General features: G+C 17.3%; 21 protein-coding genes. 10 read left to right on the plus strand and 11 right to left on the minus strand.

Annotation, left to right across the window (positions count from 1 at the left end; translation table 11 throughout):
• Nucleotides 1-6 precede the first annotated feature (6 nt).
• Together GJU04_RS02065 and lgt are read right to left on the minus strand one after the other, a co-directional pair.
• Nucleotides 7-3180: an exodeoxyribonuclease V subunit gamma gene (locus GJU04_RS02065; protein WP_168893230.1), complete on the minus strand. Its 3174-nt coding sequence runs from the start codon at nucleotides 3178-3180 to the stop codon at nucleotides 7-9.
• Between the two features lie 12 nt (nucleotides 3181-3192).
• Nucleotides 3193-4047 (minus strand): prolipoprotein diacylglyceryl transferase, encoded by an 855-nt coding sequence (gene lgt, locus GJU04_RS02070; RefSeq protein WP_168893231.1) that lies wholly within the window; start codon nucleotides 4045-4047, stop codon nucleotides 3193-3195.
• Between the two features lie 74 nt (nucleotides 4048-4121).
• On the opposite strand from lgt, the gene GJU04_RS02075 reads away from it, so the two are divergent.
• Nucleotides 4122-4799, plus strand: a complete 678-nt coding sequence (locus GJU04_RS02075) for a MutH/Sau3AI family endonuclease (RefSeq protein ID WP_168893232.1) — start codon at nucleotides 4122-4124, stop codon at nucleotides 4797-4799.
• Between the two features lie 8 nt (nucleotides 4800-4807).
• Here GJU04_RS02075 and lysA read toward each other — a convergent pair whose 3' ends face one another.
• Nucleotides 4808-6073 (minus strand): diaminopimelate decarboxylase, encoded by a 1266-nt coding sequence (gene lysA, locus GJU04_RS02080; RefSeq protein WP_168893286.1) that lies wholly within the window; start codon nucleotides 6071-6073, stop codon nucleotides 4808-4810.
• 380 nt (nucleotides 6074-6453) lie between these two features.
• On the opposite strand from lysA, the gene GJU04_RS02085 reads away from it, so the two are divergent.
• The 3 genes from GJU04_RS02085 to crr all read left to right on the plus strand — a co-directional run bounded on the left by GJU04_RS02085 (nucleotide 6454) and on the right by crr (nucleotide 9092).
• Nucleotides 6454-6708, plus strand: coding sequence for an HPr family phosphocarrier protein (locus GJU04_RS02085; protein WP_168893233.1), 255 nt, complete (start codon nucleotides 6454-6456; stop codon nucleotides 6706-6708).
• Nucleotides 6709-6846: 138 nt separating this feature from the next.
• Complete coding sequence (gene ptsI / locus GJU04_RS02090; RefSeq protein WP_168893234.1) at nucleotides 6847-8565, plus strand: phosphoenolpyruvate-protein phosphotransferase PtsI; 1719 nt, start codon at nucleotides 6847-6849, stop codon at nucleotides 8563-8565.
• A 20-nt stretch (nucleotides 8566-8585) separates the two neighbouring features.
• Nucleotides 8586-9092, plus strand: coding sequence for a PTS glucose transporter subunit IIA (gene crr / locus GJU04_RS02095; protein WP_168893235.1), 507 nt, complete (start codon nucleotides 8586-8588; stop codon nucleotides 9090-9092).
• A 102-nt stretch (nucleotides 9093-9194) separates the two neighbouring features.
• Here the strand turns inward: crr and ruvC are convergent, their stop codons facing one another.
• Genes ruvC through aspS form a run of 3 tightly spaced genes read right to left on the minus strand, consistent with a single transcriptional unit; the run spans nucleotide 9195 to nucleotide 12209 of the window.
• A complete protein-coding gene (gene ruvC, locus GJU04_RS02100; RefSeq protein WP_168893236.1) occupies nucleotides 9195-9668 on the minus strand; it encodes a crossover junction endodeoxyribonuclease RuvC in 474 nt (157 codons plus the stop codon).
• A gap of 37 nt (nucleotides 9669-9705) precedes the next feature.
• Nucleotides 9706-10419, minus strand: a complete 714-nt coding sequence (locus tag GJU04_RS02105; protein WP_168893237.1) for a YebC/PmpR family DNA-binding transcriptional regulator — start codon at nucleotides 10417-10419, stop codon at nucleotides 9706-9708.
• A 44-nt stretch (nucleotides 10420-10463) separates the two neighbouring features.
• Entirely contained in the window at nucleotides 10464-12209 is a 1746-nt protein-coding gene (aspS, locus tag GJU04_RS02110) for an aspartate--tRNA ligase (RefSeq protein ID WP_168893238.1), read from the minus strand.
• Nucleotides 12210-12904: 695 nt separating this feature from the next.
• Between aspS and argS the strand changes: the two genes are divergently transcribed.
• The 5 genes from argS to potC all read left to right on the plus strand — a co-directional run bounded on the left by argS (nucleotide 12905) and on the right by potC (nucleotide 18692).
• Nucleotides 12905-14635: an arginine--tRNA ligase gene (gene argS, locus GJU04_RS02115; protein ID WP_168893239.1), complete on the plus strand. Its 1731-nt coding sequence runs from the start codon at nucleotides 12905-12907 to the stop codon at nucleotides 14633-14635.
• An 81-nt stretch (nucleotides 14636-14716) separates the two neighbouring features.
• A complete protein-coding gene (gene mnmA / locus GJU04_RS02120; protein ID WP_168893240.1) occupies nucleotides 14717-15817 on the plus strand; it encodes a tRNA 2-thiouridine(34) synthase MnmA in 1101 nt (366 codons plus the stop codon).
• Between the two features lie 110 nt (nucleotides 15818-15927).
• The gene (gene potA / locus GJU04_RS02125; protein WP_168893241.1) at nucleotides 15928-17055 is read left to right on the plus strand and encodes a spermidine/putrescine ABC transporter ATP-binding protein PotA; all 1128 of its coding nucleotides are present in this window, start codon (nucleotides 15928-15930) and stop codon (nucleotides 17053-17055) included.
• Nucleotides 17030-17896 (plus strand): spermidine/putrescine ABC transporter permease PotB, encoded by an 867-nt coding sequence (gene potB / locus GJU04_RS02130; protein WP_168893242.1) that lies wholly within the window; start codon nucleotides 17030-17032, stop codon nucleotides 17894-17896. Before potA ends, potB begins: the two co-directional genes overlap by 26 nt.
• A complete protein-coding gene (gene potC, locus GJU04_RS02135; protein ID WP_168893243.1) occupies nucleotides 17889-18692 on the plus strand; it encodes a spermidine/putrescine ABC transporter permease PotC in 804 nt (267 codons plus the stop codon). The genes potB and potC overlap by 8 nt, the downstream gene beginning before the upstream one ends.
• Before the next feature lie 25 nt (nucleotides 18693-18717).
• Here potC and mutM read toward each other — a convergent pair whose 3' ends face one another.
• The 5 genes from mutM to rpmH form a co-directional block, all read right to left on the minus strand.
• The gene (gene mutM / locus GJU04_RS02140) at nucleotides 18718-19536 is read right to left on the minus strand and encodes a bifunctional DNA-formamidopyrimidine glycosylase/DNA-(apurinic or apyrimidinic site) lyase (protein ID WP_168893244.1); all 819 of its coding nucleotides are present in this window, start codon (nucleotides 19534-19536) and stop codon (nucleotides 18718-18720) included.
• A gap of 5 nt (nucleotides 19537-19541) precedes the next feature.
• Entirely contained in the window at nucleotides 19542-20906 is a 1365-nt protein-coding gene (gene mnmE / locus GJU04_RS02145) for a tRNA uridine-5-carboxymethylaminomethyl(34) synthesis GTPase MnmE (protein WP_168893245.1), read from the minus strand.
• A 16-nt stretch (nucleotides 20907-20922) separates the two neighbouring features.
• Nucleotides 20923-22545, minus strand: coding sequence for a membrane protein insertase YidC (yidC, locus tag GJU04_RS02150; protein WP_168893246.1), 1623 nt, complete (start codon nucleotides 22543-22545; stop codon nucleotides 20923-20925).
• A 109-nt stretch (nucleotides 22546-22654) separates the two neighbouring features.
• The gene (rnpA, locus tag GJU04_RS02155) at nucleotides 22655-23002 is read right to left on the minus strand and encodes a ribonuclease P protein component (RefSeq protein WP_168893247.1); all 348 of its coding nucleotides are present in this window, start codon (nucleotides 23000-23002) and stop codon (nucleotides 22655-22657) included.
• 7 nt (nucleotides 23003-23009) lie between these two features.
• Entirely contained in the window at nucleotides 23010-23162 is a 153-nt protein-coding gene (rpmH, locus tag GJU04_RS02160; protein ID WP_168893248.1) for a 50S ribosomal protein L34, read from the minus strand.
• Nucleotides 23163-23330: 168 nt separating this feature from the next.
• On the opposite strand from rpmH, the gene dnaN reads away from it, so the two are divergent.
• On the plus strand, nucleotides 23331-24455 hold the full coding sequence (dnaN, locus tag GJU04_RS02165; protein WP_168893249.1) for a DNA polymerase III subunit beta: 1125 nt from the start codon (nucleotides 23331-23333) through the stop codon (nucleotides 24453-24455).
• The last annotated feature ends 22 nt before the right edge of the window (nucleotides 24456-24477 follow it).

Here is a 24477-nt window from a genome sequence, read left to right on the forward strand (position 1 = left end):
TTTAAATTAATTATTATAATATAATAAATCATTCATCCATTTTTTTATTATTTTTGTAATTCTTATCCATTCTTTTTCATTTAAATCAAAATTTAATTTTTTAAAATATGGATCATTATTTTCATTAATAAAGTTATTATTATTCCAATAATAAAAAAAATTTTTTTTTGCTTGTTTTTGTATGAATAAATCATTATTAATACATTTTTTTATTTTATCATAACAAGTATTTATCCAAATCCAAGAACTTTTCATAGGTAAAAAAATAGGATGATTTATACCAGATAAATAACCATTTATATATTTTTCTAATAAAAAAATAGCTTTATTTTTTTTTAAAAATTTGAAATTATATTTGGTTTTTTTAAAACCATAAATAAATAAATTTATTTTTTCATTATCAATATTATTTGCACATAAAATTAAATGTTTAAGCCAAAGACTAATAATAGTTTTAATATCTATTATTTTAGGTTCAAATTTAATTAAACCTTTTTTATATTGAAAAAATTTTATTTTTCCTCTTAAAAAAATATTTAAAATTTTTAAATTAATTATATAAGTTTTTTCTATATATTTATATTTTTGAAATTTATAATTAAATATTTGATTAATTTTATATATTTTTTCCTCCCACCATATTTCTCCATAATACCCATAAGGCAAAACTCCATTATTTAAATAAAAATAATATAAATCATTAATATTTTCATTTAAAATTAATGTACGTAATATTTTTTTATTTATAATATATTCTTGTAAATAATTAATTGTAAATGGTTCCGTATTAGATACTTTTATTTGATTTAAATTTTTTAAATATATTTTTAATTTTTGATTAAAAAATCCTTTGATTGGATGTTTCCAAAAATTAATAAGATTATTAATTTTTAATTTATTAATTTTTATAGGTTTTTTAACAATAATATTGTTAATAACAATATTATTATTAAATTCTTTTTTATTAAAAAAATGAATATATTTACTTTTATAATCCCGATTAAAATATTTAATAATATTATTATTAATTATTTTTTTTTTAAAAAAATAATTTTTAGAAATATATAATAATAATTTTTTTACTATACTAGATATATTATTATTAATTTTATTGTTATCAGTATAACTAATAAATAATTTATTTTCTGTAGAAATAATTATTTTTAAAAATAAATTTTTTTCTTTATCTAAATAATTATTTTTATAAATATTATTTTTTAATAAATCAAAAATAATAGGATATTTTTTTTTTGGAAAATAATCATTATTCATTCCAATTAGAAAAATTTGTTTAAAAAATATATTTTGAAATATGTTTAAAGAACAAAAATTAAGTTTATTTATAGAAAATAAAAAATTTTTATGTTTTTTTTTGATAAAAAATTGAACTTTTTTTATAATTATTTCAATTGAAATTTTTTTTTTATATTTTAAATTAATACCTTGATCAAGAAATAAAAAAATTTTCTTTATAATGAAATATATATTTTTATCTATAAATTTATTTTTAGGAAAAAAATTTTGATAAAGTTTTAATAAAATATTTTTCCATTTTTTTAAAAAATATTTTTTATTAAGTTTATTTTTCCATTTTTCTAATTGAATTAAAAAATAAAGAAATTTGCCTATTAATTCTTTTGATAATCCAAGAGATATATTATATGGAATTAAATTTTTCCATTTACCTATATTTTGATTTAAAACAAAACCTAAAAAAATACGATAAATACCTAATTTCCATGTATATTGATCTTTAGGTAAATTAATATTATGAAAATTTTTTATATTTAAACCATATTTAATTCCTAAATCTTTTATCCAATAATGTAAATATTCTAAATCATCTTTATTTAAAAAAAATTTATTAGATATATAATAATCATCTAATAAAAAAAATATTTCTTTAGGAGTTAGATTTTTATATGGTATTTTTAATAAGAATAAAAATTTATTTAAAATATCTAAATTTTTTATTTTATCTCGGTTAGAATATATATTAATAGGTATATTAATATTTTTAAATATTGCATTAATATATGGAACATATAATTCTAAATTAGGTGATACAACGATAATATCGTGTAAAAAATAATTTGGATTTTTTTTTAAAATATATAATATATTGTTATATAATAATTTTGTTTCAGTATAAAGATCTTCACAGATATTTACCTGAATAGATTTATCTAAAGAATTAATTTTTTTTTTATATTTTAAATTATTTTCATTTAAATACAAGATATCATTTTTTATATTATCTAATAAACTTAGATTTTTATTTTCTATATAAGTTTCAATATATCTAGATGATAAATTTATTAATTTATTTATATTATTTAAACAATAATTACCCCAAGAAAATAATAATCTATTAAAATTAATATTTTTTTTTTTATTTAGATTAATATTTTCGGAAATATTACCCCAATAGTATTTAGAAGGATTACATATTAAAATATGTATTTCTACATATTTTTCTATTTTTTTTAATAAATTTAAATATATTAAAGGAATATTTTGTATATCTAATACAAAAATTCTTTCTGGAATTAAATTATATTTAAATAATATTTTTTTTTTATAATTTTCATAAAAAAAAAATAATTTACTACAATACCATAATTTTTTATTAAGATTATTTTTATAATATTTTAATATTTCTCTCCATAATTTAGCTTGCCATATTTGATGTTCATTATTTAAAGATGAAAAAATTTTATTTTTTTCCCATAAAAATAATAATTCTGGTTGATATTTTTGATAATCATTATATAAATTAGAAATTTGAGTAGATATTTGAAATAAATAATCAAAATTTCTAATTTTAGATCCAAATTTTTTTTTAAAATTTATAAATTCTTGAGTAGCTATTAATTTAGGAATTAATAATAATATTAGCCAAGTAATATTTTCTTTATATAAAATATTATTTTTAGATATATTAGGTATAATTTTTATAAAAGTATTCCAAATAAATTTATCAAAAGAAATAAATTCAATATTACTATATATTCCTAAAATTTTTGAAAAATAAATCTTAATTAATTTAGAAAAATTTTTATGTTGATCAAATAAAATTATTTCTGGAGTTAAAGGATTTTTTAAAGGGTTTTTTTTAATTTGTATTTTTATTATATCTAATAAAATATTAATATTATTCGAATAATAGCTTGTAAACATATTAATTTATATTTAATTAAATGATTTTTTTTTTATAAATAAAATTATTCCACTAATTATCATAATTATTGAAAATAATTGATCAATAGTTAAAATAATATAATTTTTAAATAAATTAAATTGAATATCTGGTTCTCTAAAATATTCAATAAAAAATCTTATTATACCATAAAAAAGTAGGAATAAAATAGATTTATATCCTGTAAATATATTTTTTTTAAAAATTATATTTAATATTAAAAATAACATTATACCTTCTAATAAAGATTCATAAATTTGTGTTGGATGTCTAGGTAAATTACCATATTGTATAAAAATTTTTTTATATTTTAAATTTTTTTTTAGATAAATTAGATCTTTTTTAATTGAATTAGGAAATATAATAGCCCATGGAACATTTGTTACTTTTCCCCATAATTCACTATTAATAAAATTTCCTATTCTTCCCATTCCAATACCAATAGGTATCATAGGTACTATAAAATCTGTAATTTGTAAAAATTTTTTTTTTTTTATATAAGAAATATAAAATATAACTATAATAGTTCCTATTAACCCACCAAAAAATGACATCCCTCCTGTCCAAACTTTTATTAAAATAATTGGATTTTTTATAAAAAAATGTGTATTGTATAATAATACACATCCTATCTTACCTCCTAATAATAAACCTAAAAAACAGAAACATAATAAATTATTAATTTCTTCTTTTTTCCAGAAATTATTATTTTTATTTCTTATATAAGAAATTTTTTTTACTAAAATAAAACTAAGAAAATACATAATTCCATACCAGTAAATATTTATTTTATTTATTTTTAAAAAAATTGGGTTTATGTTTGGAAATAAAAAATATTTTTTATACATTTTAATATAGATTAATTGATTTTATTAATATATTATACAACATATTTATTTATAAATATAATTTATGTTAAAATATGAGAGAAATTTTTTCTACTTTTATTCCTAATGAAAATATTTTGTTTTTAAGAGCAAAATTAATAACAGGATATTATATAATAGATATTGCAAGATGGTTAAATTATAAAATATCTGATAATACTAAAAAAGATAAAGGAATAATAGGAAAATTAATAGAATTTTATTTAATAGGTAAAAAAAAAAATAATTTATCTAATCAAGATATACCATATCTTGGTATAGAAATTAAAACAATAACTATTAATTTAAATAATAAAAGTATAAATAATAGTTTTATTTGTTCTTTACCTTTAGTGAATAAAAATCTTTTTTACTTTTATAAAAGTAAATTATATAATAAATTATCTAAAATTTTATGGATACCTATTATTATTAAAAATATAAATACTCCTATTCTTAAAAGAAGAATAGGTAAACCATTTTTTTGGATACCAACTATAGATGATAAAATAAAATTAAATTATGATTGGTCTAATTTAATAAAATTATTAATTTTAGGAAAAATAAAAAATATAAATTCTTATAATGGTTATATTTTATTAATAAAAAATAAAGGTAAAAAAAAATCTTTTACTAAAACTATAAATAATTTAGGTAAAACTATATCTGTTCCTCCAAAAGCTTTATATTTTAAAAAAAATTTTTTAAATTCTTTATTAAAGAATAATTATTAAAAATTTTTTTAAAATAATTCTAAATTAATTAATTCCTGTATTTTCTGACGACGTCTAATAATTTTAGGAATATTATTTTCAATCAAAATTTCAGGTATTAAAGGTCTACTATTATAATTAGAAGACATTGATGCACCATATGCACCAGTATCATGAAAAATTAAATAATCACCTAAATTAACTATAGGTAACATAAAATATGAAATTTCACCATTATCTAATTGTGTAAATATATCTCCTGATTCACATAAAGGTCCTGCGACAATAGTATTAATTTTTAAATCATTAGACATATCTTTACCTTTAGAAGAAATTGCAGATATATAATGATAACTACCATACATTACAGGTCTAATTAAATCATTAAAACCAGCATCTACTATAACAAATCTTTTTTTTTTTATATTTTTTATAGCACATACTTGACAAATTAAAATACCTGATTCTGCTACTAAAAATCTTCCTGGTTCAATTTCTAATTTTATATTTTTTTTAAAAAAATTATTAATAATATTTCTTGTATTATTCCATAATTTAAAATAATGATCAGTATTTACTTTTATATCTCTTTCTTTATAAGGTATAGATAACCCCCCTCCGGCTGAAATTATATCAATTTTTGGCATATAAGGTTTTAATACATTATTTAACATTGAGTTACATACTTTTTGTAAATGATAATAATCAACTCCTGAACCTATATGCATATGTATTCCAATTAAATTGAGATTATATTTTTTTATCAAATAAATTGATTTTTTTAAATCTGTATACCAAATTCCATGTTTACTTGTTTCCCCCCCTGTATTTGTTCTTTTATTATGACCATGTCCAAAACCAGGATTAATCCTTAACCATATGTTATGACCTTTAGAAATACTACCTAATTGATGTATCATATCTATTGACCCAATATTTACAGTAATATTTAGATCAATAATACGTTTTAATGTTTGTTTATCAAAAATATCAGATGTAAACACAATATCATTATTTTTTTTAGGATTATAACCAGCAGTTAGAGCTCTTTCTATTTCTCCTAATGAAATAGCATCAACTTTAACACCTTCATATCTCATAATTTTTAAAATATTTATATTAGAACAAGATTTTTGTGCAAATCTTATTGTATCAAATTTTTTTAATTGTAAAATTTTATTTTTTATATTTTCAGCACAATATAACCAAAATGGTGTTTTATATTTTTTTATTAAAAATAAAATTGTTTTAATTGAAATATTATTTTTATTAAATTTTTTATCAAAAATTTGCATTTTCATATAATAACCTTATAAATAAACTATTTTACAATATTAAAATAAATATTTTAACAATTACACATATAATTATTCATATTTATTTTTTATAAAATAAATAATAACTTATATTCATAATATATATTTTAAATTTTATTAAAATATTTTTTATATTAAAATCTAGATCTATATTATTAGTAATAACAAATAAAATAGATAATATATTTATCTTAATAAATTTAGTAGCCAAGATAATCTATCTATGTTATTTATAAAATAAAATTTTTAAATATATAAAAATTATTTACTAATATAAATTTTATTTATTTGATAAATTAAAAATTAATATTTTAAATATTATATATTTATTTTAAATATATTAAAATTAGGGAAAAATAATGTTACAAAAAGAAATTATTATTCATAATAATCATGGATTGCATACCCGTCCAGCAGCACTTCTTGTAAAAGAAGCTAAAAATTTTATATCAGATATTACAATTACATCTAAAGGAAAAACAGTAAATGCTAAAAGTTTATTTAAAATTCAAACTTTAGGGTTAACTAAAGGAACTTTAATTATTTTAAAAACTTCAGGAATAGATGAAAAAAATGCTATAGAACATTTGACTAAAATTATTCAAAAATTATAAAATAATTTTTTAGTTTTATAATAAAAAATATAATTTATAAATATTTTATTAATAAAATAAATTATTAATTTAGTAAAATTATTTAAATTATTATTTCAGTAATATTGATATAAAATTATTATATAATAGAGGTAAAATATGATTTCAGGAATTTTAGCTTCTCCTGGTATTTCTTTTGGTAAAGCTTTTTTATTAAAAAAAAATAATATTATTATTAATCGTAATAAAATTACTGATAATCAAATAAATATAGAAATAAAAAAATTTTTAGATAGCCAAAAAAAATCTATAGAACAATTAGAATATATAAAAAAAAAATCATTAAGTAATTTAAATTCTGAAAAAGACTTAATTCTTGATGGTCATCTTCTTTTTTTAGAAGATGAAGAAATGACTAAAGAAATTATTTTTTTAATAAAAAATAATTTATTTTCAGCAGATGCTGCTGTAGATTCAGTAATAAAATCTCAAATCAAAACATTAGAAAATTTAGATGATACATACTTAAAAGAAAGAATTATTGATATAAAAGATATTGGAGATCGATTAATAAAAAATATTTTAAATTTAAATATTATAAATTTAGATGAAATAAATCAAAAAGTAATCTTAATTTCAAAAGATCTTACACCTTCAGAAACAGCTCAATTAGATCTAAAAAAAATTTTAGGTTTTATTACTGATTTAGGAAGTAATACTTCTCATACAGCGATAATGGCACGTTCATTAGAAATACCCGCAATTGTTGGGACAGGTAATATAACAACTAAAGTTAAAACAAATGATTATATTATTTTAGATAGTATTAATAACTTAATTTATATAAACCCCTCTATTAATATAATTAAAGAAAAAAAAATATTATTTAATCAATATATAATTGAAAAAGAAAAATTAAAAAAAAATAGTAATTTACCAGCACAAACTAAAGATCATTTTAAAATAAAAATATGTGCTAATATAGGATCATTAAAAGAGTTAAATAATATTGAAAAAAATGGAGCTGATGGTATTGGTTTATATAGAACAGAATTTTTATTTATGAATCGGGTTTCTTTACCTACAGAAGAAGAACAATTTAATATTTATAAAACTGTTGCTATAAATATGCGTAATAAATCAGTTATTATTAGAACTATGGATATCGGAGGTGATAAAAAAATACCATATATGAATTTACCAAAAGAAGAAAATCCCTTTTTAGGTTATAGAGCCATTAGAATAAGTATGGATCGTAAAGATATTTTACATACACAGTTAAGAGCTATTTTAAGAGCATCTTTTTTTGGTAAATTATATATAATGTTTCCTATGATTATTTCAATAGAAGAAGTTTTATTTTTAAAAGAAGAGTTAAATTTTTTAAAAAAACAACTGCAAAAACAAAAATATAATTTTAATAAAAATATTCCTATAGGAATAATGATAGAAACTCCAGCATCAGCTATAATTGCTCATCATTTAATAAAAGAAATCGATTTTTTTAGTATAGGTACTAATGATTTAACTCAATATACATTGGCAGTAGATAGAGGTAATGATTTAATTTCACATCTATATAATTCTATTCATCCCGCTATACTTTTTTTAATAAAAAAAGTTATAGATGCATCACATGAAGAGGGAAAATGGACAGGAATGTGTGGAGAATTAGCAAGTGATGAAAATTTTATTCCTATATTATTAGGAATGGGACTAAATGAATTAAGTATGAATTCTATTTCTATTCCAAAAATTAAAAATATTATTCGTAATATAGAAATGTCTCGAGCAAAAGAATTAGCTAATAATGTTTTATTACAACCTACAATTAAAAAGATTAAAAATTTATTATTAGAATTTAACAAAAAAAAATAATTTTTCTAAAAGGAAAATAAATGAATATTTTTTCTAATTTTTTTAAAAAAAAACAAAAAAAAATTGAAATTACTAAAATATTTGCTCCTATTTCAGGTAGTATAATAGATATAGAAAAAGTTCCTGATATTGTTTTTTCAGATAAAATTGTAGGAGATGGGATTGCAATTAATCCAACTGGAAATATAATTGTTTCTCCTATTGATGGAATAATTGGTAAAATATTTGAAACTAATCATGCTTTTTCAATAAGAACATTAAATAAGATAGAATTATTTGTACACTTTGGAATCGATACAGTTAAATTAAAAGGAAAAGGATTTATAAGAAAATTTAATTTTGAAAAAAATAATATAGTAAAAAAAGGAGAAATAATTATTGAATTAGATTTAAATTTTTTAAAAAAAACTGCTAAATCTATATATACTCCAGTAATAGTATCTAATATTGAAGATATTAATAAAATAAAAAAATACTCTGGAAATGTAATTGCTGGTATTGATCCTATATTAGAAATTTATAAATAAAAAATTTTATATTAAAAGCATTTTTTAATAATTAATTTGTTTATTATTAAAAAATGTAATTTAAATATTTATTTTTTTAAATAAAAATTTTTAATAACTTTTTTATACATAAAGACGACTATGTGTAATTGCAATTGCTAATGCATCAGCAACATCTTTTTGGGGATAAAAAGATAATTTTAATAACATGAATACTGTATCTTGTACTTGTTTTTTTTTTGCATTACCAATACCAGCTACAATCATTTTTACTTTACTTGCTGAATATTCAAAAACAGTAAGATTATGATTTACAGCTGATACTATTGCAGCACTTCTTGCATGTCCTAATTTTAATGCAGAATTTGCATTTTTAGACATAAAAATTTGTTCTATAGCAAAATTATCAGGTTTAAATTTTTTTATTATTTTACTTATATTTTTATAAATTATTTTTAATCTTGTAGGAAAATCTTTAATTTTTAAAGTTAAAATACATCCACTATCAATATAAATTATTTTATTATTCTTAAGCTTTTTAATCAACCCATATCCTGTAATTCTAGATCCTGGATCTATACCTAAAATTATTGTCATAATATCTTATCTTTTAAATTATATAAAAAAATGTTTGTTAAATCTCAGCATCATGATAAATATTTTTTATGTCTTCATTTTCTTTACATAAAGATAAAAAAATAGATAATTTATTTTTCGTAAAAATATCAATTTTTTTTTTTATAAATGGTTCAATAAATAAATTAATTTCTATTGGTTTAATTTTAAAATTTTTTATTTCCTTAGTAAGGAGTTTATATTTTTTTTTTGAAAAAATAATTTTAATATTTTCTTTATTATAAAGAATATCATCTGCTTTTAATTTTTCTGCTATATCAATAATATTATCTAGATTATTTTTACATGAATATGAAACAAAAATTTGTTTTTTAAAAATATAATTAACAGCACCTTTTTGTTTTAAACTACCTCCAGTTTTATTAAAAATATTACGTATTAAAGAACTAGTTCTATTATTATTATTAGTTAAACATTGAATCATTAATGCAATATTATTTGGACCATATCCCTCATAATAAATTTCTTTTAATGTATTATTATTTTTTTTTTTTTTTTCTAAAATATTATTAATTGTTGATCTACTCATATTAAATGATAATGCTTTTTCTATAACTAAACGTAATTTAGAATTATATTGTGGATTTATATGTCCTCCTTTTTTTAAGGCTGTATTCAATTCTTTAATAATTCTAGAAAAAATTTTATCTTTTTTATTATCTTGTAATTTTTTACGATGACGTGTATTAGCCCACTTACTATGTCCAGACATAAAAATTATATTCCTTTTATTATTATTTATTTTTACTAATATAATTAGGATAACGATAATCCTAAATCTTTTAAAAGATTAAAATCAATTTTATTAGGAGCTTGAGTTAATAAACAATTTGCTGATGTAGTTTTTGGAAAAGCAATAACATCGCGAATATTATTAGTATTAGTTAATAACATAATTAATCGGTCTAATCCTAAAGCTATTCCTATATGTGGTGGAGTTCCAAATTGTAGAGCTTCTAAAAAAAAACCAAAATTTTTTTTTTGAACTACTTCATTTATTCTAAGAAAATTAAATATTTTTTTTTGTATTTTATAATTATTTATTCTTGAAGAACCACTTCCTATTTCATAGCCATTAATAACTAAATCATATGAATCAGATAATATCTGATGAGGGTTTTCTTTTAAAAAATTATCTATATTATTAATAAATTCTTTTTTTGGAGATGTAAATGGATGATTCATAGGAATTAATTTACCTATTTTATTTTTTTTAAATAAAGGAAAATCAATTATCCATAATGGACACCATTTATTATTTTTAATAAGGTTGAAGTCTTTTCCTAGTTTTTTACGTAAATATCCCATAGAAGATATATTATCATTAATAGTTTCTGTTCCAATGAAAATAATGTCATTATTATGACAATTATTTTTATAAATAATATCTTTGATTTGATCATTATTTAAATTAATAATAAAATTATTTTTTGTATTTAAAATATTTATTAATTTATTATTATTTACTTGGAATATATTTAAGTCATTTGTATTATATTTTTTAATATAAGAAATATATTTACTTAAACCTTTTATATTAAAATTAGATAAATATTTATTTTTGATGGAAATAGAAACTATTCTATTTTTATTTTTTTTAATAAAAAAATTACTTAAATCTATTAATTTTAATTTATTTCTTAAATCAGGTTTATCTGTCCCAAAATATTTCATTGATTTTTTAAAAGTTAATATTTTAAATTTATCTAAAAATATATTTTTTATGTTTTTCCATATATTAAATATCATTTTTTCTATGAAATATCGTAATATTTTTGATTTTGTAAAAGATATTTCTATATCAATTTGGGTAAATTCTGGTTGTCGATCAGAACGTAAATCTTCATCCCGAAAACATTTAGCAATTTGATAATAACGATCTAATCCAGCAATCATTAATAATTGTTTAAAGATTTGTGGAGATTGAGGTAGTGCATAAAAATTATGTTTGTGAATTCTACTTGGAACTAAATAGTCTCTTGATCCTTCTGGAGTTGAATTTGTTAATATAGGAGTTTCAATATTTAAAAAATTATTTTTTTCTAAAAAATTTCTGATATAACTTATTATTATAGATCTTTGTTTTAAAATTTTAGTCATTTTTATTTGTCTTAAATCTAAATATCGATATTTTAATCTCATTTCTTCTGTATTAATCATATTATTATCAATAGGTAATGGTTTAGATTTATTAAGTATAAATATATTAAATACAATAATTTCTATTTCTCCGGTTATTAAATTAAAATTTTTATTTTTTTGAGTTCTTTCTACTATTTTCCCTTTCACTTTTACACAAAAATTATTACGTAATGTAATAGCTACATTATAAGCTATTTTATATTGTGGTTTAAATACCGCTTGAATAACACCTTCTCTATCTTTTATATTAACAAAAATTAATTTTCCTAAATTTCGATAATTATCAATCCATCCATAAAGAATTATTTCTTTATTTATATATTCTTTATTTATTTCACCACAATAAATTTTCTTTTTCATTTATAAATCCTTTATTTAAAATAAATATCTTTTATATAACTAAATTATTTATATAAAATATATTTAATATAAATTAAATTTTAATATATATTAATTTATATTAAAATTATTTATTATTTTACATAAAAATTATTTATTAAAATATTAATAAAATATTTTTTAATAAATTTATTTATAGAATAAATAAAAATTTAATATATTATTAATATAATAAAAAATATCTTTATATATGTAAAATATATAATTAATTTAAATTTAAATATAATTTTATATAATAATTAATTATTATTTTTAATAAAAAAGAAAAACATAAATAATTTTATATTATTATTTTTTAATATATTTATTTTATCTTTTGATAAAAAAATTTAATTTTTAATTTATTACATTTCATAAATGTAATTTATTATTATAAATAATAATTAAAAATTATAATTATATTAATTAAATAAAAAATTGTTTTTTAAAACAAAAATATTATATTAATTGCATAATATTATTAATTTATTTTAATTTAATATTTTAAAGTAAAAAATAATATAATTAAATTTAATTAATAAAATATATTTATAAATATAAATAAAAAAATTAATCTATATATTTTTAAAATAAAATATTTATTTTTTCGAAACGTATTTATAAAATAAAAATAAGTATTTATATATATCATTTTAAATAATAAAAAAGAAAAATATATGAATATAAAAAAAATTCTTTCAAAAAAAATTCATGAATCTATGATAAAAGTAGGTATTCCAGAAAAATATGATGTTATATTACGTTCATGTAAAAAAATAGAACTAGGACATTATCAAATTAATGGTATTATTTCTGCAGCTATTTATTTAAAAATTAATCCTAATGATTTAGCTACTAAAGTAGTAAAAAATTTAAATATAAAAAAAATAATATCTAAAATTACAATATCTACAGCAGGATTTATTAATCTTTTTGTTAAAAAAAAATGGTTATCAAAACAAATTAATTTATTAATCACTTCTAAAAAGTTAGGATTAACGAAAAAAATTATATCAGAAAATATTGTTATTGATTATTCAAGTCCTAATATAGCTAAAGAAATGCATGTTGGTCATCTAAGATCTACAATTATAGGAGATTCTATTGTAAGAATTTTATCTTTTGTTGGGCATAATGTTATTAAATCCAATCATATTGGAGATTGGGGGACAAATTTTGGGATACTTATAGCTTTTTTAAAATTAAAAAGTAAAAAAAAAAATTTGTCGCTTTCTGATATAGAAAAATTATATAAACAAGCTCAAAAAAAATATACTCAAGATATAAATTTTGCAAAAAAAGCTAGATTATACGTAGTTAAATTACAAAATAAAGATATTTCTTGTTTAAGAATATGGAAAGAAATAGTTAATATTACAATGAATTATAATTATCAACTATATAATAGACTTAATATTAAACTTACATATCTTGATACTATGGGAGAAAGTACATATAATGATATGTTATCAAATATAATTATAGATTTAAAAAAAAAAGGAATAGCCATTAATAATAATGGAACTATTATTATCCCAATAGAAGGAATAAAAAATATAAAAGGAGAATTAATGGCAGTTATTGTTCAAAAAAAAGATGGAGCTTATCTTTATGCTACGACAGATATTGCATGTATTAAGTATCGTTATGAAAAATTTAAAGCAAATAGAATTATTTATTATGTAGATGCACGTCAAAATCAATATTTAAAACAAATTTTTCAAATAGTTAAAAAAGCAAAATATGTACCTTCTAATCTAAAATTAGAACATCATATGTTTGGGATGATTTTAAATCATAAAAATAAACCTTTTAAAACACGAGAAGGAAAAAATATAAAATTAAATGATTTAATTAATAAATCTATTTTAAAAGCTAAAAATATAATTCTACAAAAAAATCCTTTTATAAAGAAAGATATATTAAAAAATTTGTCTTACCATATTGGTATTGGAGCAATAAAATATGCTGATTTATCTAAAAATAGAATAAATAATTATATTTTTAATTGGGATAAAATGTTATCTTTAAATGGTAACACAGCTTTATATATACAATATGCTTATGTCAGAGCTATATCTTTATTAAAAAAATCTAATATTGATTTAAAAAATTTTTTAGATTTAGAAATTAATTTTATAAATCATTATGAATTTAATCTTGCTATATTATTCCTAGATTTTGAAGAAATTATTCTAAAAATTGTTGAAAAAGGGACACCACATATATTATGTAATTGGTTATATAAAATTACAGTATTATTTACTTCATTTTATGAAAACTGTAATATTTTAAATTTAAAAGATAAAATATTAAAAATTAGCAGATTAAAAATAGTTTTTTTAACATCATTATTTTTAAAAAAAGGATTATATTTATTAGGAATAAATACTATAAAAAAAATATAAAAAATATTAATAATAAATATATTTTTAAAATAATTTTATTAAATTAATTCTTATCAAAATTTTATATTTATATATAAATATATGTTTAAAAAAAAAGTAATAATTGCAATGTCTGGTGGTATTGATTCTTCTTTTTCTGCCTGGTTATTAAAAAAACAGAACTATCAGGTAGAAGGATTATTTATGAAAAATTGGGAAGAAGATGATACAAACAATATTTGTAATATCGAAAAAGATTTATATCATGCAGAAATTATTTGTAAAAAATTAAAAATTCCTTTACATAAAATTAATTTTTCATATGAATATTGGAAGTATGTTTTTACAAACTTTCTTTCTGAATATAAAAAAGGATATACACCAAATCCTGACATTTTATGTAATAAAATTATTAAATTTAAATATTTTATGAATTTTGCTATTAATAATTTAGGAGCTGATTTTATCAGTACAGGTCATTATGTACGGTGTAAAAAAATAAAAAATAAATTTTTTTTATTAAGAGGTATTGATGATAATAAAGATCAAAGTTATTTTTTATATACAATAAAAGAAAAACAATTAAAAAAAATTTTATTCCCTATTGGAGGGTTAAAAAAAACAGAAGTAAGATATTTTGCAAAAAAACTTAAATTTATTAATGCTAATAAAAAAGATTCGACAGGAATTTGTTTTATAGGTGAAAGAAATTTTCCTAAATTTTTAAATAAATATATATCTTCTTCATCAGGAAATATAGTAAATATTAATGGAGAAGTTATAGGAAAACATAAAGGATTAATAAATTATACTATAGGACAAAGAAAGGGTATTGGCTTAGGAGGTTCTATTTTTTATGAAAATAAACCATGGTATGTTTATAATAAAAATATAAAAAAAAATATTTTAGTTACAATTCAAGGCAGAGAAAATTTATATTTATATTCTATTGGCTTAATAGTTAAAAAAATTAATTGGATAAGTTATATACCAAAAAATATAAAAAAAAAATGTACAATTAAAACTAGATATCGACAAAAAGATGTAAAATGTAAAATTATTTTTTTAGGTAATAATAGAATTAAAGTATATTTATATACCCCTATTTCTAGTATTACAAAAGGACAATCAGCTGTATTTTATTATGGAAGTATTTGTTTAGGAGGTGGAATTATTGAAAAAGAAATTCCATTAATTAACTAAAATAAATTTTAATTGTTATTAAAAAATAAATTTAAATATTTAAAATTATTTTTTAGTTACATAAATTAATAATTAAATAAAAATAATATTTTATTAAATAGAGTATTATTATGGAAAAAAAATCTTTTAAAAAAATTTTAATTAAATTAATTAATATTAATAAATCTTTTGCAAATAAAAAAATTATTTATAATTTAAATTTAGAGATAAATGATGGAGAATTTATTACTTTATTAGGTCCATCTGGTTCTGGTAAAACAACGATTATACGTTTAATAGCAGGTTTAGAAAAAGTAGATAGTGGTTCTATTTTTCTTAGTGGAAAAGAGATAACAAAATATCCAGCAGAAAAAAGACAAATAAATACTGTTTTTCAAAGTTACGCATTATTTCCCCATATGTCTGTGTTTGATAATATAGCTTTTGGCTTAAGAATGCAAAAAAAAACAGAAAAAGAAATAATTAAAAAAGTTGAAAAAATTTTAGATATAGTTCAATTAAAAAAATTTATAAATAGAAAACCTCATGAATTATCTGGAGGACAACAACAAAGAGTTGCTATAGCAAGAGCTGTAATTAATCAACCTAGATTATTATTATTAGATGAACCCTTATCTGCTTTAGATTATAGATTACGTAAAAAAATGCAAAATGAATTAAAAGCATTACAAAGAAAATTAGGTATTACATTTATATTAGTTACACATAATCAAGAAGAAGCTTTAAGTATATCAGATCGTATTATTTTATTACGAAATGGAATAATAGAACAAGATGGTTCACCAAGAGAAATATATGAAGAACCTAAAAATTTATTTGTTGCTAATTTTATAGGAGATATTAATATATTTAATGCTTTAATTTTAAAAAAATTTAATTCTAATCAGGTATTAGCTAATTTAGAAGGATACATATGTAAAATACAAGTTCCATTCAATATTATTGAAGGAGAAAAAATACATGTTTTATTAAGACCAGAAGATTTAAGAATTAAAGAAATTAATAATAAAACTAATTTAAATACAGGTTTAGTTGGTTATATAAAAGAAAAAAATTATAAAGGTATGACTTTAGAATCTACTTTAAAACTTAATAATGGTAAAATTATTATTGTAAGTGAATTTTTTAACGAAAATGATCCTTATGTTGATCATTCTTTAAATCAAAAAATGTTAATAAACTGGGTTGAAACATGGGAGGTTGTATTACCTTATGAAAAAGGTAATGGAATATTTTAAAAAAATTATAATTTTTATAATTATTAGTTGGTTATTATTATTTATTTTATTACCTAATATAATTATAATTATAATTAGTTTTTTAAAAAAAGATAATGATAATTTAATTATTTTAAAATTTTCTTTTAATAACTATCTAAATTTATTAGATTTTTTATATATTAGAGTATTTATAAATTCTTTATTTATTTCATTTATTACCACAATAATATGTCTTTTAATAGGTTATCCATTTGCATGGTGTTTAACAAAAATCTCTAATAAAAAAAAATCTTTGATGTTATTTTTTTTATTTTTACCATTCTGGGTAAATTCATTAATTAGAATATATTGTCTTAAAATATTTTTAGGAATTAACGGATGGTTTAATAATATTTTAATGTATTTTAAAATTATTAACTCTCCTATTCATATTATTTATACTCCTATTGCTGTAATAATAGGATTAGTATATATTTTATTACCTTTTATGATAGTTCCAATATATTCTAGTTTTGAAAAACTAGATCAATTATGGATAGAAGCTGCAAAAGATTTAGGAGCAAAATCTTGGAAAATATTTTTTTATATAATAATACCTTTAACTACTTCAGGAATTATAGCAGGATGTCTTTTAGTTTTTTTACCTAGTATGGGGATGTTTTATATTTCTGATTTAATGGGAGGATCTAAAAATTTATTAATAGGTAATATTATTAAAAATCAATTTTTGAATATTAGAGATTGGCCATTAGGAGCTGCGACAAGTACCATAATAACATTATTTACAGGTATTTTATTAATATTATATTTTAAAACTATTAAATTTTTAAATAAAAAGGAATTTAAAAAAAATGTTTAAATATATATGTAGAATAATTTTCATAAATTTCATTTATTTCTGTTTTTATATACCTATTATTTTATTAATAATTAACTCTTTTAATAAATCACGTTTTAGTATTATATGGCAGGGTTTTACAATTAAATGGTATCAGTTAATTATCCATAATTCTTCTTTATTAGAAGTTACATATCATTCTCTATTTATTGGAATTATTACCGCAACTTTTACAACCCTATTTGGATTATTAACTGCATTATCATTATATCATTTTAATATACATATTAAATCTTTTATAAATACCCTATTATTTATAGTAATTATTTCTCCTGATATTGTAATGGGTATTTCTTTATTATTATTATTTATTTTTTTAAATTTATCTTTAGGTTTTTGGACTTTATTATTTGCACATATTACATTCTGTTTTCCATATGTAGTTATTACGATTCATTCTAGATTACAAGATTTTGATAATCGTATGATAGAGGCGGCAAAAGATCTAGGTGCTAGTGAAATCGTTATTTTAACAAAAATTATACTTCCTATCATATTTCCTACTATTATTTCAAGTTGGTTATTAAGTTTTGCTTTATCTATGGATGATATAACAATATCAACTTTTGTAACAGGTCCAGAATATGAAATACTCCCATTAAAAATTTATTCAATGTCTAAAATAGGTATTACTCCTGAAATTAATGTTTTAGCCACAATATTAATAACTATATCTTTATTTTTAGTAATAGTAAGTAGGATAATATTAGGTAGATATAATAAAACATGTAATCAAATTACATCTTTATTAGATTAATTATTTTATTTTAAATTTAAATAACTTATTTTTGACATTTACAACAAAAAAATGTGCTTCGATTCCTTTGTATTTTTCTAATAATCTGTGTCTTACATATTTTACATAGTTTATTTTTTCTTCCATATACAAGAAAATATTGAGAAAAATTTCCAATATTATGATTAGGTAATTTATAATTACTAATAGTAGATCCTCCATATTTTATTGATCTATATAAAATAGATTTAATATTTCTAGTTAAAATTGTAATTTCTTTTATATTTAAAGTGTTAGATATACGAAACGGAGAAATCTTTGATAAAAATAAAGATTCATTAGCATATATATTTCCTATACCAGTAACAATACTATTGTCCATTAATAATATTTTAATGTAAATATTTTTTTTTTTTGTATAATTATACAAATATAAACTATTAAAATTATTTTCTAATGGTTCAGGACCTAATTTTTTTAAAAATATATTTTTTTTATAATTTTTGTTTTCCCATAACCAAAATCCAAATTTTCTTATATCAGTATATCTTAAAGTAAAATTATTATTTATAATTAAATCTATGTGATCATGTTTATGATAAAAAATATTATTTTTATTATTAATAATAGATAATATTCCAGTCATACCTAAATGTATAATAATTGTATTTTTAAATAAAATTATTATAATATATCTACCTCTTCTTTTAACATCTAAAATTTTTTGATTTTTTATTTTAAAAATATTAATAGGTATCATATATCTTAATTTTTTAGTTCTAATTATAGAATAATTAATTATTTTTCCTTTTAGAAAAGGTTTTATAACATTTTTAATTACTTCTACTTCAGGTAATTCTGGCATAAATTTTATTTACCAACACAAAATTGAGAAAAAATATTATTTAATAAATCTTCAGAATAAAATTTTCCAGTAATAGAATCTAATTCTTTTTGTATTAATCTAATATCTTCAGATAATAGTTCTATAGAATTTGTATTTAAAAAATTATTTTTTCCTTTTATAAGATATTTATAAATAGAATTTAAAATATCTAAATACCTTTCTCTAGCTGAAAATTGATTTTCATTTGTATTTTTATTTAAAATCTTTTTTTTTATAAAATTCATTAAATTTAATATTCCGATTTTTTTTTTAATTGATATTTTTATTATTGTATAATTACTACTATATATTATAGTAGGAATATTATTTGTTAAATCTATTTTATTACGTATAATGATAATAGGAATATTTTTTATAAAATTTTTTAAATATTTTTTTATAATTTTAGATAAATTATTTTCTGACATTTTATCTTCTATAACTAAAAATAAATAATTAGAATTTTTAATTTCTTCAAAGGTCTTTTTAATACCTAATATTTCAATTTTATTACTAGTCTCTCTAATACCCGCAGTATCTATTATTTCTATAGGAACTGAATCTATATAAATATTTTCATGTAAAATATCTCTAGTCGTTCCAGGGATATCAGTGACTATAGAAATCTTTTTATCAGTAATTAAATTCATTAAGCTAGATTTACCAGAATTAGGTGGCCCAATTAATGTTATTTTTATCCCTTCTTTAATTCTAATACCATTTTTTACATATTTTATAATATTTATTAAAAATTTTATTAATTTTTCTAATGTTATTAAAATTTTTTTACAAAAAATAGTAAAATTTATTTTATAATCAAATTCAAGAAAAGATTCTATTTTTACTCTTAATTTAATAATGATTTTTGTGAATTCTGTTAATAATAATGATAATTTTCCATTCATTAAATTCATTGCTGAAAATATAGCTGCTTGTGAATTAGCTGAAATTATATCAGCAATTGCTTCTACTTGAGTTAAATCAAATTTTTTATTTAAAAAAGCTCTTTTAGAAAATTCTCCTGGATCTGCCATCCTAATTCCTGGAATATTTAAAATATTATTAATTAATAAATCTAATAAAATAGAATTTCCATGACATTGTAATTCTAAAACATCTTCTCCAGTAAAAGAATTAGGTTTTGGAAACCATAATGCTATACCTTTATCTATAATTTTATTTTTATAAAAAAAAGGTAAATAATGCGCATATCTTGGTTCAAGAGAATTTAATTTTAATGTATATTTTATTACATCTATCGATTTATTACCAGATATTCTTATTACTCCTATACTTCCTTGTCCTGTAGGAGTTACTTTAGCTATTATTGTATTTTTTTGTTTTTCCATAATTTAATTATCATATTTAATAATATTTATTATTTATTTTATAAAAAACCCATTTTTGTTGTAAAATAGTTATTAAGTTATTTATTATATAATAAAGAACTAATCCAGAAGGTAACCATAAAAAAAATAAACTAAAAATAATGGGTATAATATATATAAATTTTTCTTGTTCAGAATTATTCTCAAAATTATTTTGAGAAATTTTTTGTATTATTAACATAGTAATACTCATTATAATTGGTAAAATATAATATGGATCTTCTGATGATAAATCTTTAATCCAAAAAATAAATGGAGCATGTCTTAATTCGATAGAATTAGTTAACATATAATATAAAGCTAAAAAAATAGGCATTTGTATAATAAAAGGGATAAATCCCATTAATGGATTTAAATTTTCTTTTTTATATAATAAAATTATTTCTTTACTAAAACGTTCTTTATCATTAATAAATTTTTCTTTTATTTTTTTAATTTTTGGTTGTAAAACATTCATTTTATTTATAGCAATAAATTGCTGTTTAGATAATGGATATGTTATAAATCTTATAATGAGAGTAATTACAATTATAGCAAAACCCCAATTTCCTATTAAATAAAATAATAAATTTAACAAATTAAATAATGGTTTAGATAAGAATCTTAAAAAACCATAATCTATAGTTAAATCTAAAAAAGGTGCTATTTTAGACATTTTATTTTGAATTTTAGGCCCTATCCATATTTTAGATAAAAAATTATATTTTTTTTTTGGTAAAATTGAATAATAAGCAGATCTAAAACCAGCACTAATAGTATTATGAAAATTTTTTTTTATATATATATTATTTTTTTTAGAAAAATTAGGAATAATCCAAGCTGAAGTAAAATATTGTTGTAATACAGCTATCCATCCATTATTAGTATAAATATTAATTTTTTTTTTTTTTAATATTTTAGAAAATTTATATTTTTTAAATTTGTTATAATCTGTAGAAATAGCTACACCATCAAATGTTTTAATAGAAATACTATTATGTTTTTTATCTAAATACTTTTTAGGAGTATTAATAGACTTATCTATTTGTCCAAATATGCTTACTTTAATAGGTTTTAAACTTTTATTAAAAATTTGATGATTAATATTTATTAAATAATCCCCTCTTTTAAATGAGAAAATTTTAACATATAAAATGTTTTTTTTTATAAAAAATAAAGGTATTTTTAAAATATTTTTATTTTTTTCTAATTTAAAATTATATGATTTTGAAAAAAATTTATTATTTTGATTAAAATATTTATTTTTTTTAAAATTATCTTTTTGAATTATACCACTTTTTATTTGATAAATAAAATTATTATTTTTTCTTAATAAAGTAAAAAAATTTTTAGAATTTAGTTTCTCAAAATAATCTAATAATTGTATTTTTTCAATAATACCTCCATAAGGATTAATATATAAAAAAAATTTATCAGTTTTAATTAAAATATTTTTATTTCTAATAATATTAGGGATAAATTGATATTTATTATTTATGTTTTCATTAATAATTTGTTTTTTATAATTTTTTATATAATTATGTATTTTTTGCCAATTACCTAAAATAATAAAAAAAAATAAACAAAAAATAATTATAAAAATATTATTTTTTGAATTCATTATTTTATACTCATTTTAATTTATTTAATAATAAAAATTGATTATAACTTAAAATTAATAATTAGTTTAAATTTTCTTAGGAAAGAAATATAAATTTTATTTAAAATAATTATTTTATTTTGAAAATATTCCATATTTTTTCTAAATATTTTTTAAAATAAAAATTGTTTATTTTTAAAATATTTTTATTATTTATTATAATAATATAATCCATATTAATAAATAAATATTGATTTAAACGAAAATATTCACGAATAATTCTTTTAAATTTATTTCTAATATTTGTTTTATTAATTATTTTTTTGGGGATAATTATACCTATACGAGAATATTTTATTCTATTTTTTTTACTTAAAAGAGAATAATATTTATTATGTAATTTAATAGGTTTATTAAACACTAAATTAAAATTTAGTGAAGTTAAACGTTTTTTTTTTGAAAAATTAAAATATTTCACTTTTTTTTTATTTAAATTTTTTATCTGATATACTTAAATATATACGATGTTTAGCGCGACGACGATTTATTATTTGTCTTCCATTTTTTGTTTTCATTCTATTTCTAAAACCATGAGATCTGTTTTTTTTTAATACAGAGGGTTGAAAAGTACGTTTCATAAAATTATACTTATAAATATTTTATAATATATTAATTATTACATAATTTTTATATTTAATAAAATATTTTTATCAATTTTTTATATTAAATTTTAGTAATTAAAAATTTAATTATGTTATAATTATAAGTAAAGATTTTTTGTTATAATTTTTTCTAAAAATAAAAAAATGATAGAAAATAATATTATTATTAGTCGTGAATTATTAATTAAACCATTAAAATATGTAACAAATATTATTAATAATAAATCTATATATCCAAATATTAGTAATATTTTAATAGATATGTTAAATAATGGTTCAATTTTTTTTAAAAGTACTAATTTAGAAATTGAAATCTCATCATTTATTAAAAATATAAGTAATATAAAAAAATATTCAATTATAATTGAAGGAAAAAAATTTTATAATATATGTCGTAGTTTACCTAAAAATCATGATATAAATATATCATTTAGTAATAATCAAGCTATTATATCATCACAAAATTGTTGTTTTAATATAGCTACCTTACCAGCAAATAATTTTCCTACTATAGATTTTATAAAATCTGATATAGAATTTAATCTTAAACATAAAATAATAAAAAAATTTATATATGCTACTTATTTTTCAATAGCAGATAATGATGTCAGAAAATATTTAAATGGATTATTATTACAAATTAAAAATAATATTTTAAATATTGTATCAACTGATGGACATAGATTATCCATTTATACTTATTCAATAAATAAAAATATTATTAATTATTATGCTATAATTCCTAAAAAAAGTATTCTTGAGTTATCTAAATTACTTAATAATACTAATGAATTAATTAATATTAAAATTAATAAAAATAATATTTGTTTTATTTTTAATAATTTAACATTTATATCTAAATTAATTGAAAATAATTTTCCTGATTACGAACAAATTATACCTAAATTTTTTCATAAAGTCATAAAAATTAATCGTATAGAATTTAAAAATTCTTTAAATAGAATTTCTATTCTAGTTAATGAAAGAACTAAAGGAGTAACTTTATTATTTAATAATAATTATTTAAAAATATTCAGTAGTAATATAAATAATGAAAAAGCAGAAGAAATATTAAAAATAGAAAAACATAATAATGAAAAAAAATATAATATTAATATATCTTTTAATATTAATTATTTAATTAATGTAATTAATATATTAGAAAGTGAAATAATTAAAATTTCCTTTATTGATAATATTTCTAGTATTAAGATAGAAGATTATTATAAAAAAAATAAAATTTATTTAATAATGCCAATGAAAATATAAAATTATATTTTTTCTATAAAAA

This window comes from Enterobacteriaceae endosymbiont of Donacia marginata (genome assembly GCF_012567685.1).
Lineage (GTDB): Bacteria > Pseudomonadota > Gammaproteobacteria > Enterobacterales > Enterobacteriaceae.

Bases quoted from the DNA above. Each gene is read 5' to 3' on its own strand.
- potA (WP_168893241.1), top strand. From the start codon at position 15,928: ATGGAAAAAAAATCTTTTAAAAAAATTTTAATTAAATTAATTAATATT.
- GJU04_RS02105 (WP_168893237.1), bottom strand. From the start codon at position 10,419: ATGTCTGGACATAGTAAGTGGGCTAATACACGTCATCGTAAAAAATTA.
- potB (WP_168893242.1), top strand. From the start codon at position 17,030: ATGAAAAAGGTAATGGAATATTTTAAAAAAATTATAATTTTTATAATT.
- yidC (WP_168893246.1), bottom strand. From the start codon at position 22,545: ATGAATTCAAAAAATAATATTTTTATAATTATTTTTTGTTTATTTTTT.
- crr (WP_168893235.1), top strand. From the start codon at position 8,586: ATGAATATTTTTTCTAATTTTTTTAAAAAAAAACAAAAAAAAATTGAA.
- mnmA (WP_168893240.1), top strand. From the start codon at position 14,717: ATGTTTAAAAAAAAAGTAATAATTGCAATGTCTGGTGGTATTGATTCT.
- ruvC (WP_168893236.1), bottom strand. From the start codon at position 9,668: ATGACAATAATTTTAGGTATAGATCCAGGATCTAGAATTACAGGATAT.
- lysA (WP_168893286.1), bottom strand. From the start codon at position 6,073: ATGCAAATTTTTGATAAAAAATTTAATAAAAATAATATTTCAATTAAA.
- GJU04_RS02085 (WP_168893233.1), top strand. From the start codon at position 6,454: ATGTTACAAAAAGAAATTATTATTCATAATAATCATGGATTGCATACC.
- argS (WP_168893239.1), top strand. From the start codon at position 12,905: ATGAATATAAAAAAAATTCTTTCAAAAAAAATTCATGAATCTATGATA.
- rpmH (WP_168893248.1), bottom strand. From the start codon at position 23,162: ATGAAACGTACTTTTCAACCCTCTGTATTAAAAAAAAACAGATCTCAT.
- GJU04_RS02065 (WP_168893230.1), bottom strand. From the start codon at position 3,180: ATGTTTACAAGCTATTATTCGAATAATATTAATATTTTATTAGATATA.
- ptsI (WP_168893234.1), top strand. From the start codon at position 6,847: ATGATTTCAGGAATTTTAGCTTCTCCTGGTATTTCTTTTGGTAAAGCT.
- potC (WP_168893243.1), top strand. From the start codon at position 17,889: ATGTTTAAATATATATGTAGAATAATTTTCATAAATTTCATTTATTTC.
- mutM (WP_168893244.1), bottom strand. From the start codon at position 19,536: ATGCCAGAATTACCTGAAGTAGAAGTAATTAAAAATGTTATAAAACCT.
- aspS (WP_168893238.1), bottom strand. From the start codon at position 12,209: ATGAAAAAGAAAATTTATTGTGGTGAAATAAATAAAGAATATATAAAT.
- mnmE (WP_168893245.1), bottom strand. From the start codon at position 20,906: ATGGAAAAACAAAAAAATACAATAATAGCTAAAGTAACTCCTACAGGA.
- dnaN (WP_168893249.1), top strand. From the start codon at position 23,331: ATGATAGAAAATAATATTATTATTAGTCGTGAATTATTAATTAAACCA.
- GJU04_RS02075 (WP_168893232.1), top strand. From the start codon at position 4,122: ATGAGAGAAATTTTTTCTACTTTTATTCCTAATGAAAATATTTTGTTT.
- lgt (WP_168893231.1), bottom strand. From the start codon at position 4,047: ATGTATAAAAAATATTTTTTATTTCCAAACATAAACCCAATTTTTTTA.